Source organism: Kitasatospora sp. NPDC030952 (genome assembly GCF_055571335.1).
This window is the reverse complement of sequence record NZ_JBVIFM010000048.1, coordinates 1-15,919: the sequence shown is the minus strand read 5'-3', so window position 1 is coordinate 15,919 and position 15,919 is coordinate 1. Positions and strand designations below refer to the sequence as shown.

14 protein-coding genes are annotated in these 15,919 nt (G+C 72.2%); 3 read left to right on the top strand and 11 right to left on the bottom strand.

The annotated features are described in order from the left end of the window. Positions 1-423: 423 nt before the first annotated feature. A complete protein-coding gene (gene tyrS / locus ACZ47G_RS39275) occupies positions 424-1,719 on the bottom strand; it encodes a tyrosine--tRNA ligase (protein ID WP_465751259.1) in 1,296 nt (431 codons plus the stop codon). A gap of 360 nt (positions 1,720-2,079) precedes the next feature. Between tyrS and ACZ47G_RS39270 the strand changes: the two genes are divergently transcribed. Continuing rightward, a complete protein-coding gene (locus ACZ47G_RS39270) occupies positions 2,080-2,610 on the top strand; it encodes an HNH endonuclease (RefSeq protein WP_465751257.1) in 531 nt (176 codons plus the stop codon). A 33-nt stretch (positions 2,611-2,643) separates the two neighbouring features. On the opposite strand, the gene ACZ47G_RS39265 is transcribed toward ACZ47G_RS39270, so the two are convergent. The 7 genes from ACZ47G_RS39265 to ACZ47G_RS39235 all read right to left on the bottom strand — a co-directional run bounded on the left by ACZ47G_RS39265 (position 2,644) and on the right by ACZ47G_RS39235 (position 8,684). Next, positions 2,644-4,626 carry an outer membrane protein assembly factor BamB family protein gene (locus tag ACZ47G_RS39265; protein ID WP_465751255.1) on the bottom strand — a complete coding sequence of 661 codons (1,983 nt, stop codon included), beginning with the start codon at positions 4,624-4,626 and terminating at the stop codon, positions 2,644-2,646. Between the two features lie 110 nt (positions 4,627-4,736). Then, positions 4,737-5,042 carry a 4a-hydroxytetrahydrobiopterin dehydratase gene (locus ACZ47G_RS39260; protein WP_465751253.1) on the bottom strand — a complete coding sequence of 102 codons (306 nt, stop codon included), beginning with the start codon at positions 5,040-5,042 and terminating at the stop codon, positions 4,737-4,739. Between the two features lie 34 nt (positions 5,043-5,076). Beyond that, on the bottom strand, positions 5,077-5,256 hold the full coding sequence (locus ACZ47G_RS39255) for a DUF1272 domain-containing protein (protein WP_465751251.1): 180 nt from the start codon (positions 5,254-5,256) through the stop codon (positions 5,077-5,079). Positions 5,257-5,325: 69 nt separating this feature from the next. Then, the gene (locus tag ACZ47G_RS39250; protein ID WP_465751250.1) at positions 5,326-6,084 is read right to left on the bottom strand and encodes a sulfite exporter TauE/SafE family protein; all 759 of its coding nucleotides are present in this window, start codon (positions 6,082-6,084) and stop codon (positions 5,326-5,328) included. Between the two features lie 203 nt (positions 6,085-6,287). Beyond that, entirely contained in the window at positions 6,288-7,340 is a 1,053-nt protein-coding gene (locus ACZ47G_RS39245; protein WP_380457710.1) for an SPFH domain-containing protein, read from the bottom strand. Positions 7,341-7,350: 10 nt separating this feature from the next. After that, the gene (locus tag ACZ47G_RS39240; protein ID WP_465751247.1) at positions 7,351-7,773 is read right to left on the bottom strand and encodes an NfeD family protein; all 423 of its coding nucleotides are present in this window, start codon (positions 7,771-7,773) and stop codon (positions 7,351-7,353) included. A 119-nt stretch (positions 7,774-7,892) separates the two neighbouring features. After that, entirely contained in the window at positions 7,893-8,684 is a 792-nt protein-coding gene (locus tag ACZ47G_RS39235; protein WP_465751245.1) for an ABC transporter ATP-binding protein, read from the bottom strand. A 150-nt stretch (positions 8,685-8,834) separates the two neighbouring features. Here ACZ47G_RS39235 and ACZ47G_RS39230 point away from each other — a divergent pair, with 150 nt between their 5' ends. After that, entirely contained in the window at positions 8,835-9,638 is an 804-nt protein-coding gene (locus ACZ47G_RS39230) for a hypothetical protein (RefSeq protein ID WP_465751243.1), read from the top strand. Between the two features lie 17 nt (positions 9,639-9,655). Here the strand turns inward: ACZ47G_RS39230 and ACZ47G_RS39225 are convergent, their stop codons facing one another. The 3 genes from ACZ47G_RS39225 to ACZ47G_RS39215 form a co-directional block, all read right to left on the bottom strand. Then, positions 9,656-10,309 (bottom strand): response regulator, encoded by a 654-nt coding sequence (locus ACZ47G_RS39225; RefSeq protein ID WP_465751241.1) that lies wholly within the window; start codon positions 10,307-10,309, stop codon positions 9,656-9,658. Then, positions 10,302-11,498, bottom strand: a complete 1,197-nt coding sequence (locus ACZ47G_RS39220) for a GAF domain-containing sensor histidine kinase (protein ID WP_465751239.1) — start codon at positions 11,496-11,498, stop codon at positions 10,302-10,304. Before ACZ47G_RS39220 ends, ACZ47G_RS39225 begins: the two co-directional genes overlap by 8 nt. A gap of 180 nt (positions 11,499-11,678) precedes the next feature. After that, the gene (locus tag ACZ47G_RS39215) at positions 11,679-14,306 is read right to left on the bottom strand and encodes an FHA domain-containing protein (RefSeq protein WP_465751237.1); all 2,628 of its coding nucleotides are present in this window, start codon (positions 14,304-14,306) and stop codon (positions 11,679-11,681) included. 237 nt (positions 14,307-14,543) lie between these two features. Between ACZ47G_RS39215 and serB the strand changes: the two genes are divergently transcribed. After that, positions 14,544-15,791, top strand: coding sequence for a phosphoserine phosphatase SerB (serB, locus tag ACZ47G_RS39210; RefSeq protein WP_465751235.1), 1,248 nt, complete (start codon positions 14,544-14,546; stop codon positions 15,789-15,791). Positions 15,792-15,919 lie beyond the last annotated feature (128 nt).

The following is a 15,919-nucleotide window of genomic DNA, read 5'->3' as shown; positions in this document are numbered from 1 at the left end:
CTTTTGGCACGCTGTTGAGTTCTCAAGGAACGGACGCTTCCTTCGGACCGCCTTCCAGCGGGCCCTCCGGGCGCTTCGTTCTTTCGTGTTTCCAGTTTACCAGATGTTTTCCGCTCCGTTTTCCGGAGTTTCATTCATCCAATTTCCCAAACTGGCCGGGGCCGCTTTCTGCGACGACCACCACGTTAGCGCATTTCGAGAGTTACTCGAAATTCACACTCACACCCTGTCGACGACAACGCCAACGAACCCAATCGAATGGGCTTCGAAGTGTGAGAGTGGGTCTTGCTGAGTGGGGTGGCCGCTCCAGCGACTCGTTCAACACTAGGCCACCTGGAGGACATCGTCAAACGTCGAGGGCGGGATCCGGCTGGATCCCGCCCTCGTTCGTCGAAGCCGCAGGTCAGCGGCGTCGGGTTTCGGTCACTCCGCTGTCGCGTCGGACACCGCGGCCGACGCCGGCAGCAGCTCCGCGGCCGCCAGGTTGCGCTTGCCGCGGCGCAGCACGAGCCATCGGCCGTGCAGCAGATCGGCCTCGGTCGGCACCGCTTCCTCGTCCGTCACCTTGACGTTGTTGAGGTAGGCGCCCCCCTCCTTGACCGTCCGGCGGGCGGCCGAGCGGCTCGGCGCCAAGCCGACGGCGACCAACAGGTCGACCACCGGCTGGAGTTCGGTCACCTCGGCCTTCGGGACCTCGGCCAGCGCCGCGGCCAGGGTCGGGGCCTCCAGGTCGGCCAGGTCGCCCTGTCCGAACAGCGCCTTGGACGCGGCGACGGCGCGCTCGTACTGCTCGGCGCCGTGCACCAGCGTGGTGAGCTCCTCGGCCAGGGCGCGCTGGGCGAGGCGGGCGGCGGGGCGCTCGGTGGTCTCGCGCTCCAGCTCCTCGATCTCCTCCTTCGAGCGGAAGCTGAAGATCCGCAGGAAATTGGAGACGTCCCGGTCGTCCGCGTTCAGCCAGAACTGGTAGAAGGCGTACGGGGTGGTCAGCTCGGGGTCGAGCCAGACCGTGCCGGACTCCGTCTTGCCGAACTTGGTGCCGTCGGCCTTGACGATCAGCGGTGTGGCCAGCGCGTGCACGGACTTGCCGTCGGCCTTGCGGATCAGGTCCGTGCCGGCGGTGAGGTTGCCCCACTGGTCGCTGCCGCCGGTCTGCAGGGCGCAGCCGTAGCGGCGGTTCAGCTCCAGGTAGTCCATGCCCTGGAGGATCTGGTAGCTGAACTCGGTGTAACTGATGCCCGCGTCGGAGTTGAGCCGTCGGGCGACGGCCTCCTTGGCGATCATGTTGTTGACGCGGAAGTACTTGCCGACGTCGCGCAGCAGGCTGATGGCCGACATCCCGGACGTCCAGTCCAGGTTGTTGACCATGCGCGCCGCGTACGGGCCTTCGAAGTCGAGGAAGCGCGAGATCTGGCCCCGCAGGCGCTCGACCCAGCCGGCCACCGTCTCGGGGTCGTTGAGCACGCGCTCGGCGGTGGGCTTCGGGTCGCCGATCAGGCCGGTGGCGCCGCCGACCAGGCCGAGCGGGAGGTTCCCCGCCTGCTGGATCCGGCGCATGGTGAGGATCTGCACCAGGTTGCCGAGGTGCAGGCTCGGGGCCGTCGGGTCGAAGCCGCAATAGAACGTGACCGGGCCGTCCGCGAACGCCTTGCGCAGTGCGTCCTCGTCGGTGGACAGGGCGATCAGCCCACGCCACCGCAGCTCGTCGACGATGTCCGTCACGGTCACGCTTCTCCTTCGATCGGGCGTCCGCCCGGTGCTGGCCCGGTTCGGTCGGGCCCCGGGTCGGTACGACTCCAGCCTGCTAGAGCCTACGCGGTTCCGGCCAGCGAGTTTTCCCCGAGGCATCGGGTCGGGCCGGCGGTCGGGCCTGCGCCGGGTCGGCGCCAGCTAGGCACCAGGTGAGCGCCGCGTCGGCACCGGGCGGACGCCTGCTCTCCCCCGCGCTCCTCCCCGATACCGGAAATTCCGTTGTTCGTCGGCTGTGGGCCCATTCAGAGTGGTTCCACCGCCGCGCGGCGGCAGTGACGTGTGTGGAGACGGTCGTGCCGCCGTGGCACGCCCGTGGGAAGGGTGTGCCGAGTGCGCAACACGCTGGTTCTGAACGCGAGCTACGAGCCCCTGACGACGGTGTCGCTTCAGCGCGCCGTCGTCCTGGTGCTCCAGGACAAGGCGGTGGTGGAGCAGGCGCACCCGCTGCGCTCGATCCGGGGGACGGGCGTGGCCGTCCCGGTGCCGAGAGTGATCAGGTTGCAGAGGTACGTGAGGGTGCCGTTCCGACAACAGGCCCCGTGGTCGAGGCGGGGTGTCCTGGCCCGGGACCAGCACCTGTGCGCCTACTGCGGGCGCCGGGCCACCACGGTGGACCACCTGCAGCCCAAGTCGCGTGGTGGCGAGGACAGTTGGATGAACACCGTGGCCGCGTGCCCGGAGGACAACCAGCGCAAGGCCGACCGGACGCCCGAGCAGGCCGGGATGAAGCTGCTGCGGCGGCCGTTCGTGCCGACGCCACAGGCCACCCTGATGCTGGCGCTCGGCCTGCGCGGCTCGGAGGCCCGGGAGCTGGCCGACTGGCTGCCGGCCGTACCGGGTCAGCCCGTCACCGCGGCCTAGGCCCGTCCGGCGGATCCAGCCGCCGGCGGGGGCTCAGCCCTTCGCCTGGTAGCCCGCGGCCGTGCCGTAGTTGGTCGCGTGCTCGGGGACGACGACCACCTGCCCGCCGCCGATCAGCACCCGCCCGGAGAGCAGCAGCGAGCCGGTGCCGGGCGGGAAGTTGCCGCCCACCGCCTCCTGGCCGCCCGCCAGCGGGAAGCGGCCGAGGCGGGCGGGCTGGTCGCGGCGTTCGTCGGCGGCCAGCACCAGCGAGCCGCCGTCGATGCCGACGGCCCTGGCGGTGCCCTTGGCGGCGGTCGGCGCCTTCCAGCGCTGCTTGCCGGTGTCCAGGTCGTAGCCGACCGCGGACACCGGCCCGCCGGGGTTCGCCGGGGTCATCGCGGCGACCATGGTGCGGCCTTCGAAGAACACCTCGGGGGTGGCCGAAAACGTTCCGTGGGTGACGGCCAGCCGGCCCGCGTCGGTGACCACCGGGATCTCGACGGCCGGATCGCCGGCGGTGCCCCACGCGAACACCCGGTCGTCCTCGGGCTTCCCGCCGGTGGTGAGCACCACGGCGGGCTCGGCGGAGAGCACCGTGACCGTCTTCGGCTGGTTGTTCAGGCCCCGCCACCAGCCGACCTTGCCGTCCGCCACGTTCAGGGAGACGGCCTGGTCGGCGGGCGTCGAGTCCGCACAGGAGGAGGCGACCAGCACGGTCTTGCCGGTGACGCCGCCGGACAGGGTGCAGAACTTGCCCTGTCCGGTGTACTGCCAGACGTCCTTGCCGTCGGCCGACGCCCAGGCCGCCACATGGTCGTCGCCGACCGCGATCACCATGTCCTCGGTGACGCCGATCCGCGCCGAGTAGGCGCCCTTGGCATCCGAGAGGGTCTTGGTCCAGGCGGTCTTGCCGGTCTTGGTGTCCACGGCGGCGACCAGTGTGCACGGGCTCTTCGGGTCCGCCTGCGGCCGGAACAGGGCCGCTCCGAGCCCGGCCTGGTTCACGCCCGCGGACAGTCCGCACGGGACGGCCCCGGCGGCCGGGGGCTCGACCGTCCAGGTCGGCTTGCCCGCCGTCCGGTCGTACGCGTGCACCCCGGAGCCGTCGGCCCGGACCACCGCGTCGGCCAGCAGCCAGCTGCCGACCAGCGTGTCGTCCCCCGCGGGCTGGGTGGCTGCAACGGCCTGCGCGGACCAGATCTTGGTGTGCGCCACCGAGAACCCGGGCTCGCCACCGCTGGTCGCGGCCGCGCTGCCGCCGCCCTCGGCGCCGACCGTCAGCGCGGCCGTTATCAGCACCCCGAGCGCGGCCACCCCGGCACCGGCCCGCACCATCAGGGCCCGCCGGTTGGGCACGTGCTCCCCGGTCAGGACGGCCGAGCGGACCTTGGCCACCAGCGAGGAAGGGGCGGAGGAACCCGAGCCGCCGTCACCACGCCGAGCGGCCCGCGAACGCCCGGCGGCCCCAGCAAGCCCGGCAGGCTCGGCAGGCCCGGCAGGCTCGGCAGGCCCGGCGGGCTCGTCGCCACTCTCCTCGTCGGCGGGCGCGGGCTCCGCCGGGGGCTCCTCCAGCTGCACATAGCCGTCGGCCGAGTACTCCGCCCCCGCCGGGACGTACAGCCCCTCCCCCGCCGGCTGCTCCTGCGGCGCGGCGGCCGCGTACGGCTGGTGCCCGTAGTCCGGGTACGGCTGCTGGTACGGCTGGTACTGCTCCTGCCCGCCGTACGGCCCCTGGCCGTGACCCTGGCCGTCGCCCTGGCCCTGCGCGTGATCGTGCCCCTGGACGTAGCCGCCCTCGACGTACCCGGTCTGCCCGTAGCCACCCTGCCCGTCGTACGACTGGGGGTCATAGGGCTGGGGGTCGTACGGCTGCTGGCTCCACTGCGGCGCCTGCTGCCACTGCCCGTGCGGCTGCGACGGCACCTGCGCCGGCGGCTGCTGCGGGTCGTAGTACCCCTGCCAGTCCTGCTGCGGGCCCTGGGGGTACCAGGGCTGCTGCTGGGCGTGAGGGTCTCCGAAGGGCTCCTGCGCCATCGTTCCGTCCCTCCCAGCCCCGCCTGCCTGCCTGCCGATTGCGGCAGTCAGCATCTCACGCCCGCCCGAGCGCCCACCCGGACGCCCACCCGGGCGCCCCATCCGGGCCCTCAGGCGGCGGACTCGGCGCGCAGGGCTTCGTCGATGCGGGCGGCGAGGGTGAAGTCCAGGCCGGTGAGCCCGCCGGCGCTGTGGGTGGACAGCACGAACCGCAGGGTGCGCCAGCGGATGTCGATGTCGGGGTGGTGGTCGAGCGCCTCGGCCTGTTCGGCGACGGCGACGACCACCCGGATCGCGGCCGGGAAGTCGGGGGCGTCGGCGCTGCGGACGATGCTGTCGCCGTCCCGGCTCCACTGCGGCACGGCTGCCAGGGCCGCCCCGATCTCGTCCTCGCTCAGTCGTGCCCTGCTGCTCATCGGTGCGCTCCGGGGGTCGTCGCTCGGGTACCGGTCAGGCGGCCTTCCGGCGCGGACGGACCACCAGTTCGCCACCGCAGTTGGGGCAGTTGGAGGCCATCGCCTCGGTGCAGTCCGCGCAGAAGGTGCACTCGTAGGAACATATCGAGGCGGGGCTGTCGGCGGTCAGCGACACCTCGCAGCGCTCGCAGGTCTCGCGCATCTCCAGGGCCATGGCGCACTTCTCCGATTCACGTACGGTCAGACGGTCGGATGTACGATCCCACGTTCGTCCGACGGCCGGTCAACCCACCAGCAGTTTGGTGACGGCCGCCAGCCCGACCACCACGATGACCCCGCGCAGCGCGGCCGGCGGGAGCCGGCGGCCGACCTTGGCGCCGAGCAGGCCGCCGACCAGCGAGCCGGCCGCGATCAGCCCGGCGGCCGCCCAGTTGACCGTCGAGGTGAACAGGAAGAACAGCGCGGCGACCCCGTTGACGATCAGCGCCAGCGCGTTCTTCACCGCGTTGATCCGCTGGAGGCCCTCCTGGAGCAGCATGCCCATCAGCGCCATCAGCAGGACGCCCTGCGCGGCGCCGAAGTACCCGCCGTAGATGCCGGTGAGGAACACCCCGAGCAGCAGCACCACGCCGCCGTCCGGATCACCGTCGGCACGGCGCCGGGCCGCGACGGCCTTGGCCACCCGGGGTTGGATCACCACCAGGACGAGGGCGAGCAGGATCAGCACCGGGACGATCGCGTCGAAGGCTCCGCTCGGCAGCTTGATCAGCAGCAGGGCGCCGAGCAGGCCGCCGAGCAGCGAGGCGGTGCCCAGCCGCCGCAGGCGCCGGCCCTGGTCGGCCAGTTCGCGGCGGTAGCCGATCACGCCGCTGAGCGAACCGGGCACCAGGCCGAAGGAGTTGGAGACGTTCGCGATCACCGGCGGAATGCCGACGGCGAGCAGGACCGGGAAGGTGATCAGGGTGCCGGAGCCGACGATCACATTGATCATCCCGGCACCGACGCCCGCCACCAGGACGGCGATCGCCTCCCAGAGCGTCATGGGTCACCTCTCCTCTCGGTCCTGTCCGAGGGGATCATGCCGGACCGCGCACCGGCCCGACCAGGCCCGACCATCATTCGGGACGTACGCCACACCGCCGCAACGCCCAGACGCCGGGAACGCCCCGGAAGCCCGGAAGCCCGGGAAAGCCCGGGGGCCCGCCACCACCAGGCAGCGGGCCCCCGACCGGAGAAGCGCTCCGATCACTCCGGGTCGATCTTGCGGTACTCCCGCGCCGGGTCCACCCGCGGCCGGGCCGCACCCTTCTCCACGTCCACCGGCCGCGGCCCGGCCGCCGGGTCGATCGGCACCTGGGTGGCCGCCGGGGGCGCCTGCGGCACGCTCGGCGCCGCCACCGCGCCACCGTTCATCCCGCCGCCGTTGCCGGTCAGCCCGCCGAACGCGCCGCCGAGGCCCTTGAGCGCGTCGCCGACCTCGCTGGGGATGATCCAGAGCTTGTTGGAGTCGCCCTTGGCCAGCTCGGGCAGGGTCTGCAGGTACTGGTAGGCGAGCAGCTTCTGGTCGGCGTCCCCGTCGTGGATGGCCTCGAAGACCGTCCGGATCGCGGCCGCCTCACCGTCGGCGCGCAGCACCGCGGCCTGCGCCTCACCCTCGGCCCGGAGCACGTCGGCCTGCTTCTCACCCTCGGCCTTGAGGATCTGCGCCTGGCGCTGGCCCTCGGCGGTGAGGATCGCGGCGCGCTTGTCACGGTCGGCGCGCATCTGCTTCTCCATCGAGTCCTGGATGGAGGTCGGCGGCTCGATCGCCTTCAGCTCGACGCGGTTGACCCGGATTCCCCACTTGCCGGTGGCCTCGTCCAGCACCCCGCGCAGACCGGCATTGATGACCTCGCGGGAGGTCAGGGTGGACTCGAGGTCCATCGAGCCGATGATGTTGCGCAGCGTGGTGACGGTCAGCTGCTCGATGGCCTGGATGTAGCTCGCGACCTCGTAGGTGGCCGCCCGGGGGTCGGTGACCTGGTAGTAGATGACGGTGTCGATGTTGACCACCAGGTTGTCCTGGGTGATCACCGGCTGGGGCGGGAACGGCACGACCTGCTCGCGCAGGTCGATCCGGTTGCGGACCCGGTCGATGAACGGGACGACGATGTTCAGCCCTGCGTTGAGCGTCCGGGTGTAGCGGCCGAAGCGCTCCACGATCGCGGCGCTGGCCTGCGGGATGACCTGGATCGTCTTGATCAGCGCGATGAAGGCCACCACGACCAGGACGACCAAAACGATAAGGACGGGTTCCACGGACTCTCCCCTAGACGACCAGGGCGGTCGCGCCCTGGATTTCGACGACGTCGACCTGCTGCCCCGGCTGGTAGACCTGGTCCGGGTGGAGCGCGCGGGCCGACCAGATCTCGCCGTTGAGTTTGATCCGTCCACCCTCCCCGTCGACGGTTTCCGCGACGACCGCGGTGGCGCCCTGGAGCGCCTCGATGCCCATCTTGATCTGTGGGCCCTTCTGCAACTGCCGGTAGGCGATGGGCCGGACGAAGGCCACCAGCGCGACCGAGACCACCAGGAAGGTCACCGCCTGGAGGACCACTCCGGCGCCCAGCCCGGCCGCGCCGGCGGCCGCGAGCGCGCCGACCGCGAACATGGCGAACTCCGGCATCGCGGTGAGCACCAGCGGTATGCCGAGCGCTGCGGCGGCCAGGAGCCACCAGATCCAGCTGTCCACACGTCCATCCTAGGGAGCGAAGGGCCTTCGAGGCGGACAGTTCCCGCAGGTCGAGGGGCGGAAACCGGTCGCAGGTGCGACCGGTTCCGACAGCCGTCGCGAAGTGGACGAACGGGGGGTCAGCCCAGCGGCAGGCCCTGCGCCGACCAGCGGTCGCCGTGGCGCTCCAGGGTGAGCGGCAGGCCGAAGCACTTGGAGAGGTTGCGGGCGGTCAGCTCGGTGTCGATCGGGCCGGCCGTGAGCACCTTGCCCTGGCGGATCATCAGGACGTGGGTGAAGCCGGGGGCGATCTCCTCGACGTGGTGGGTGACCATCGCCATGGCCGGCGCGAACTCGTCCTGGGCGAGCGCCCCGAGCCGGCGGACCAGGTCCTCACGGCCGCCGAGGTCCAGGCCGGCCGCGGGCTCGTCGAGCAGCAGCAGCTCCGGGTCGGTCATCAGGGCGCGCGCGATCAGGGTGCGCTTGCGCTCGCCCTCGGAGAGGGTGCCGAACTTGCGGCCGGTCAGGGTGGCCATGCCCATCCGGTCGAGCAGGGCGAGGGCGCGGCCCTCGTCGGACTGCTCGTAGGTCTCCTGCCAGCTGACCGTCATGCCGTAGGCGGCGGTGAGCACGGTCTGCAGGACGGTCTGCTCGGCCGGCAGCTTGTCGAACATCGAGGCACCGGCCAGGCCGATCCGGGAGCGCAGCTCGAAGACGTCGACCTCGCCCAGCTGCTCGCCCAGCACCGAGACCTTGCCCGAGGTCGGGAACAGGTACGAGGAGGCGATCTGCAGCAGGGTGGTCTTGCCGGCGCCGTTCGGGCCCAGGATGACCCAGCGCTCACCCTCGGAGATGGACCACGAGACCTGGTCGACCAGCGCGCGCCCCTCCCGGACCACGGATACGTCCACCAGCTCCAGCACGTCGCTCATGCCTACGCCTTCCCCAAATACACAAATGTCGGCCGTCGGTGCGGGGCGGCGAACCCACTCCGGCAGCCGGTGGGCACGGGGTGGGTGCGCCGCACGCGCATGGGCAAACCTACGCCACGCGGATGACCGCCGATTCCGTAGGCTGGCCGGATGCTCGTGACTCCTGCCGACAATCCGTACGAAGAGCCCCGTTCGGGGCGGCTGACCGCCTGGGGCAACGCCCTGTTGGGCGGCCTGGTGCCGCCCGACAACGCCGCCGCGGCCGTGCTGGGCGCCGACGAGGGCCACCGGGTGACCGGACTGCCCGGGGACGCTCCGGGCGAGCAGCACGGGCTGACCTGGGCGCTGGGACGGCTGCGGGTGCTGGGGGTGAAGGGGCTGCGGCTGGCGCTGCCCTCGGCCGGGCACCCGCTGGGGCTGACCGGTCCGGCGGCCTTCAACGAGCGCGCCCTGGCGGCGGGCGAGGCGGTGCTCGCGGTGGGCGTACCGCTCGGGCTGGTGCCGGAGATCACGGTGTTCGGCCCGGAGGGGGACCGTTCGGCCACCGTGCTGTGGCGCTGCGCCGAGGTCAACGACACCCCGCCGGCCGACGTTCCCTCGCTGAACGAGGCCGAGCGCGAGCTGGCGGACGGGCTGCGCGAGGCGACCGTCCTGCTCACCCGGCTCGACGTGGCCGGCGCCGGCCCGGAGGCGCTGCGCGCCCTGGAGGCGTACCGCCGGCGCGGCCACGCCGAGCTGCTCGCCCCCGGCTACCCGCCGCGCGCGGTACGGGTGCTGGAGTCGGCCCGCCAGGTGTCCGCCCTGCTGTCGATCGCCTCGGGCGGCCACGGCGCGGCGGTGAGCGCCTCCGAGATGGCCGCCCGGCAGTCCGCGCTGGCCCCGCTGCGGCGCACCGCCCGGCGCGCCCAGGTGGCCGCCTACAACGCCCTGGTGGACGAGCACGAGGAGCGCTAGGCGAGGAACGAGGAGCGTCAGGCGCGGGCCTCGCCGTTGCGGACGGCCCACAGCGCGGCCTGGGTGCGGTCGGCGAGGTCCAGCTTCATCAGGATGTTGGACACGTGGGTCTTCACCGTCTTCTCCGACAGGTGCAGACTGCGGGCGATCTCCCGGTTGGAGCGGCCGTCGGCGATGTGGCCGAGCACCTCGCGCTCGCGCTCGGTGAGGGTGCCGCCGCGGCCCTGCGGGGCGCGCGGGCCGTCGTCGGCGAGCAGCGCCTCGGCCAGTTCGGGCTGGAGCAGCACGTGGCCGGCGTGCACCGAGCGGATCGCCCCGGCCAGCGCCTCCGGGTCCACGTCCTTGTAGACGTACCCGGCGGCCCCGGCCCGCAGCGCGGGGACCATGGTGCGGTGCTCGGTGAAGCTGGTGACGATCAGGATCCGGGCCCGGCTGCCGCCGTCCTTGAGGGTGCGCAGCGCCTCGATGCCGTCGACGCCGGGCATCTTGAGGTCCATCAGGACGACGTCCGGGTCGAGTTCGCGGGCGCGGTCGACGCCCTCGGCCCCGTCGGCGGCCTCCCCGACCACCTCGATGTCGTCCTGGACCTCCAGGAAGGTGCGCAGTCCGCGCCGGACCACCTGGTGGTCGTCGACCAGCAGGACGCGGATCGACGGCGAGCTCTCAGGCACCGGGGACCTCCATCTCGACGAGCGTCCCCTTGCCGGGGGCGGACTCCAGGGTGAGCGTGCCGCCGACGGCGGCCGCCCGGTCGCGCATCGAGGCCAGGCCGAGGTGGCGGCCGGCCCGGCGGACGGACTCGGGGTCGAAGCCGCGCCCGTCGTCGCGCACCCGCAGCACGGCGCCGCGGGCGGAGGTACCGGCCAGGGTGACGGTGACCCGGCCGGCGCCGGAGTGGCGCAGCGCGTTGTGCAGCGCCTCCTGGGCGACCCGCAGCAGCGCGGCCTCCTGGGCGGGCGGCAGGGCCCGGACGCCGTCCGCGGCGAAGGCGAGGTCGGCGGTGTGGGCGCGGTCCAGCACCTGCACCTGGGAGGCGAGGGTGGCGCTCAGCCCGTCCTCCTCCAGGGCGGCGGGGCGCAGTTCGACCACCACGGCGCGCAGTTCGTCGGCGGCCTCGGCGGCGAGCCGGGCGACCTCGGCGAGTTCGGCGCGGGCCCGGGCCGGGTCGCGGTCGACGAGCTTGGCGGCGGCCTTGGCGGTCAGCCGCAGCGAGAAGAGCTTCTGCGCGACGGCGTCGTGCAGGTCGTGGGCGATCCGGGCGCGCTCGCCGGCCAGGGTGAGTTCGCGACTGCGCTCGTACAGGCGGGCGTTGGACAGGGCGAGGGCGGCGTGTGCGGCGAGGATCCGCAGCAGTTCCTCGTCGTGGTCGGTGAACAGGCCGCCGCCGCGCTTGTTGGCGAGGAAGATGACGCCCATCACCTGCGGCTCGTCCTCGGCGGCCTCGGTGTCCAGGACGGGCATGCCGAGGAAGGCGTCCATCTCGGGGTGGGCGGAGGGCCAGCCCTCGAAGGCGGGGGCCTTGCGGACGTCGGCGAGGCGGGTGGGGCCGGTCTCGTGCAGCATCTCGGCGAGCACGCCGTGCTGGCGGGGCAGCGGGCCGATCGCGCGCCACTGCTCGTCGGTGATGCCGTCGACCACGAACTGGGCGAAGCCGCCGTGGTCGTCGGGCACGCCGAGGGCCGCGTACTCGGCGCCGAGCAGGTCGCGGGCGGAGGCGGTGATGCGGCGCAGCACCTCGCGGACCTCCAGGTGCCGGCTCATCGCGAGCAGGGCCTGGCTGACGGCCTCGATGCCGGCCAGCGGGTCGCAGGCGTACGGCGGGCCGGCGGGGGTGCGGTGGTCACCGGTCGTGCTGGGCATACCGCCAAACTACCGCCGTCGCGGGGGCGGCCGCGTCCGTCCCGGGCCGCTCCGGGCGCAGGTCCGGGGACCTAGGCCGATGGGCCCACCCGGGCGAGCGGGCGAGCGGGCGAGTAGCGGCCGGGCAACGCGAAGGGCGCTCCCCCCGGTCGGGGAGAGCGCCCTTCGCAGCGGAGCGGGTCAGCCCTTCTGCATGACCTCCGGCTCGTGCCGGCGCTGCAGCCGGGTCACGATCACGCCGATCACGACCGAGATGACGATCAGCACGCCGGCGTCGATCGACCACTGGGCAACGCTGTGGTCCCACAGCGGGTCGTAGTTCGGGTTCTGGAAGTCCTTGTTCCAGGGGCCCATCAGCTTCGACAGGTCGAGCGTGCTGGAGACGATGCCGGTGCCCCAGCGGGCCGGCATCAGCCAGGCGACCTGCTCCAGGCCGGGCTTGCCGAAGATCTGGAAGAGGCAGCCGGTGAAGACGACCTGGACGATGGCGAACATGACCAGCAGCGGCATGGTCTTCTCGGCGGTCTTCACCAGCGCGGAGATCATCAGACCGAACATCATCGCGGCGAAGCTCAGCAGGATCATGCCGATGGTCATCTCGATCATCGGCATGTTCTGGACGATCAGGCCGTGCTCGGGGAGCTTGCGCGGCAGGAAGCCGACGGCGGAGATGATCGCGCCCTGGATGATCGAGAAGATGCCCAGCACGATGATCTTGGACATCATGTACGCCGAGCGGGACAGCCCGGTGGCCCGTTCCCGTTCGTAGATCGCCCGTTCCTTGATCAGCTCTCGGACCGAGTTGGCCGCCCCGGAGAAGCAGGCGCCGATCGCCAGGATCAGCAGGATCGTCGCGGCCCCGCTGTTGAGGTGGAGCTGGGTCTTCGGGTTCGGTGCGAGCCCCGGGTCGTTGGGGATCAGCACGCTGACCGCGCCGATGACCGCGGGCAGCAGCACCGACAGCGCCAGGAAGCCGCGGTCCGAGGCGAGCACCGACATGTAGCGGCGCATCAGCGTCCACAGCTGGGAGCCCCAGCTCTGCGGCTTGGGCGGCTTGACCGCCTCCTGGGCGACCTGGACGTGCTGCACCTCGCCGGCCTCGACGGTCGGGGCGGAGTACTGCTGGTAGTGCACGGAACCGCGGTAGCGGCCGGCCCAGTCGTGGTCCGGGTAGTTCTCGAAGGCCTGGAAGACGTCCGCCCAGGTCTCGTACCCGAAGAAGTGCAGCGCCTCGTCCGGCGGGCCGAAGTAGGCCACCGAACCGCCCGGCGCCATCACCAACAGCCGGTCGCAGAGGGCGAGTTCGGCCACCGAGTGGGTGACGACCAGGATCGTGCGGCCGTCGTCGGCGAGGCCGCGCAGCATCTGCATGACCTCGCGGTCCATGCCCGGGTCGAGGCCCGAGGTGGGCTCGTCCAGGAAGATCAGCGAGGGCTTGGTGAGCAGCTCCAGGGCGACCGAGACGCGCTTCTGCTGGCCGCCGGAGAGCGCGGTGATCTTGTTGTCGGCGCGCTTGTCCAGGCGCAGCTCGTACAGCACCTCGTCGATCCGGGCCTCGCGCTCGCGGGCCTCGGTGTCGCCGGGGAAGCGCAGCCGGGCCGCGTACTTGAGGCCCTTCCGCACGGTGAGCTCCTTGTGCAGGATCTCCGACTGCGGCACCAGGCCGATCCGGGAGCGCAGTTCGGCGAACTGCTTGTAGAGGTTGCGGCCGTCGTACAGCACCTCGCCGCGGTCGGCGGGGCGGTAGCCGGTGAGGGCGCGCAGCAGGGTCGACTTGCCGGAGCCGGACGGGCCGATGACGGCCACCAGGGACTTCTCCGGGACGCCGAAGCTGACGTCGTCGAGCAGGACCTTCTTGCCGCCCTTGAAGTCGACCTCGACGGTCAGGTGGCGGGCGGAGAAGGAGACCGCGCCGGTGTCGACGAACTCCTGCAGCTGGTCGCCGACCAGCACGAAGCCGGAGTGGCCGACGGTCAGCCGGTCCTGCGGTCCCATCAGCTGGCGCTGCACCCGCTGGCCGTTGAGGAAGATGCCGTTGTGGCTGCCGAGGTCGACGATCTCGTAGCGGCCGTCCGGCAGCTGGCGCAGCTCGGCGTGGTGGCGGGAGACCTGGAGGTCGGACACCACGATGTCGTTGTCCAGCGCACGGCCGATCCTGACGGTGCGCATGCCGGCCGTCAGGTTGCGGATCATCGTGGGCTGCGGGCCGCCGCCACCACCGTGCTGGGGCGCGGGCGTGAAGCCCTGCTGCTGCGGGAACCCGCCGTGCTGCGGCTGCTGCTGGTCCTGCGCCGGGTACGACTGCTGCGGCGGCGCGTACTGCTCCTGCTGCGGCGGCGCGTACTGCTGCGGGGGCTGCTGCTGGGCCGGCCAGGCCTGCTGCGGCTGTGCCTGCTGCTGGTACGGGTCCTGCCCCGGCCAGCCCTGCTGCGGGCCGGGCTGCTGGGGCGTCGGGGCGGGGCTGCGGCTGGTGACGGCCTCGTGCACCGGGGTGGGCTGCGGGGCGACGGCGTGGGCGGGCGCGGAGAAGGCGAGCCGGGGGCCGTTCTCCGGGTTGCCCAGGTTCACCACGGCACCGGCGAACAGCTGGGCCTGCATGGTGCGGGCGCCGGCCACGTAGGTGCCGTTGGTGCTTCCGTGGTCGTCCAGCTGCCAACCGCTGCCGTTGAAGCTGATGGTCCCGTGCTGCCAGGAGACCCTGGCGTCGTCGAACGTGAAGTCCGACTGCGGGTTGCGTCCGATGGTGTAGGACTGCGCGGGCTCAAGAGTCCGCTGCTGTCCGTTGATCTCAATGACGAGTTGCGGCACTGCTCGCCTGCCCCGCTCTCTCGGTTCCCCCGAATTCGGCCCCCCGCCGGGGGTGCTGTTCCTCTGACTGACGGGGGGAATCATTCCAGCCCGTCGTCCGCGGGTGAAAGTCACCCCGGGTGACTGTGACCAGGCTGCTACCCACGGGCTCCGTCCCGGACCTGGCGCGCACACGTGTCCCGCGACGTGGGACGGGTGCCCTCGGCGCGACGACCGACGGGTAGCGTGGGAGACACCATGAACGCATCGCCCTCGGCCGCTGAGCCCCTCCCCGCCGCCCAGCCCCGGACGGACGAGCGCACCCTGCTCGTCAAGGTGTTCGGCAAGGACCGCCCCGGCATCACCGCCGGCCTCTTCTCCACCCTGGCCGGCTTCGGCGTCGACGTCATCGACATCGAGCAGGTCGTCACCCGTGGCCGCATCACGCTGTGCGCCCTGGTCACCCCGCCCCACGCGCCCGGCGCCGAGGGTGGCCTGCGGGCCACCGTGCACCGCTGGGCGGACGAGCAGAAGCTGCAGGCCGAGATCCTCTCCGGCATCGGCGACAACCGGCCGCGCCGCGAGGGCCGTTCGCACGTGACGGTGCTCGGCCACCCGCTGACCGCCGCCGCCGTCTCCGCGCTGACCTCCCGGATCACCGCGGCGGGCGGCAACATCGACCGGGTCTTCCGCCTCGCCAAGTACCCGGTGACGGCGGTCGAACTGGCCGTGTCCGGCGTGGCCACCGAGGAGCTTCGGGCCGAGCTGGCCCAGGAGGCGGCCACCCAGCGGGTGGACGTCGCGGTGGTGGCCGCCGGGCTGGAGCGCCGGGCCAAGCGCCTGGTGGTGATGGACGTGGACTCCACGCTCATCCAGGACGAGGTGATCGAGCTGTTCGCCGCCCACGCGGGCTGCGAACAGGAGGTCGCCGAGGTGACGGCGGCGGCGATGCGCGGCGAGTTGGACTTCGCCGAGTCGCTGCGGGCCCGGGTGGCCCTGCTGGCCGGGCTGGACGCCTCGGTGACGGAGAAGGTGCGCGCGGAGGTGCGCTTCACGCCGGGGGCGCGCACCCTGATCCGTACGCTCCAGCGGCTGGGCTTCCAGGTGGCGGTGGTGTCGGGCGGGTTCACCCAGGTCACCGATCACCTGGTGGAGCAGCTGGGGCTGGACTTCGCGGCGGCCAACACCCTGGAGGTGGTGGACGGGAGGTTCACCGGCCGGGTGGTCGGCGAGATCGTGGACCGCGCGGGCAAGGCCCGCTGGCTGGCCCGGTTCGCCGAGCAGGCAAAGGTGCCGCTGGAGCAGACGGTGGCGATCGGCGACGGTGCCAACGACCTGGACATGCTGAACGCCGCCGGGCTCGGGGTGGCGTTCAACGCCAAGCCGGTGGTGCGCGAGGCCGCCGACACCGCGGTGAACGTGCCCTTCCTGGACACCGTGCTGTACCTGCTGGGCATCACCCGCGAGGAGGTCGAGGCGGCCGACGGCGGGCTCTCGGTCGACTAGGGTCCGTATTCGGTTGTGATCAATTTGCGGGTCTCGCCCTCGCGGTTGCCCCTGATCCGGTAGACCGTGGTGCGTGACCCGTGTGCAACTGACCGACAGTGAGTGGGAGTTCATCGAGCCGTACTTGC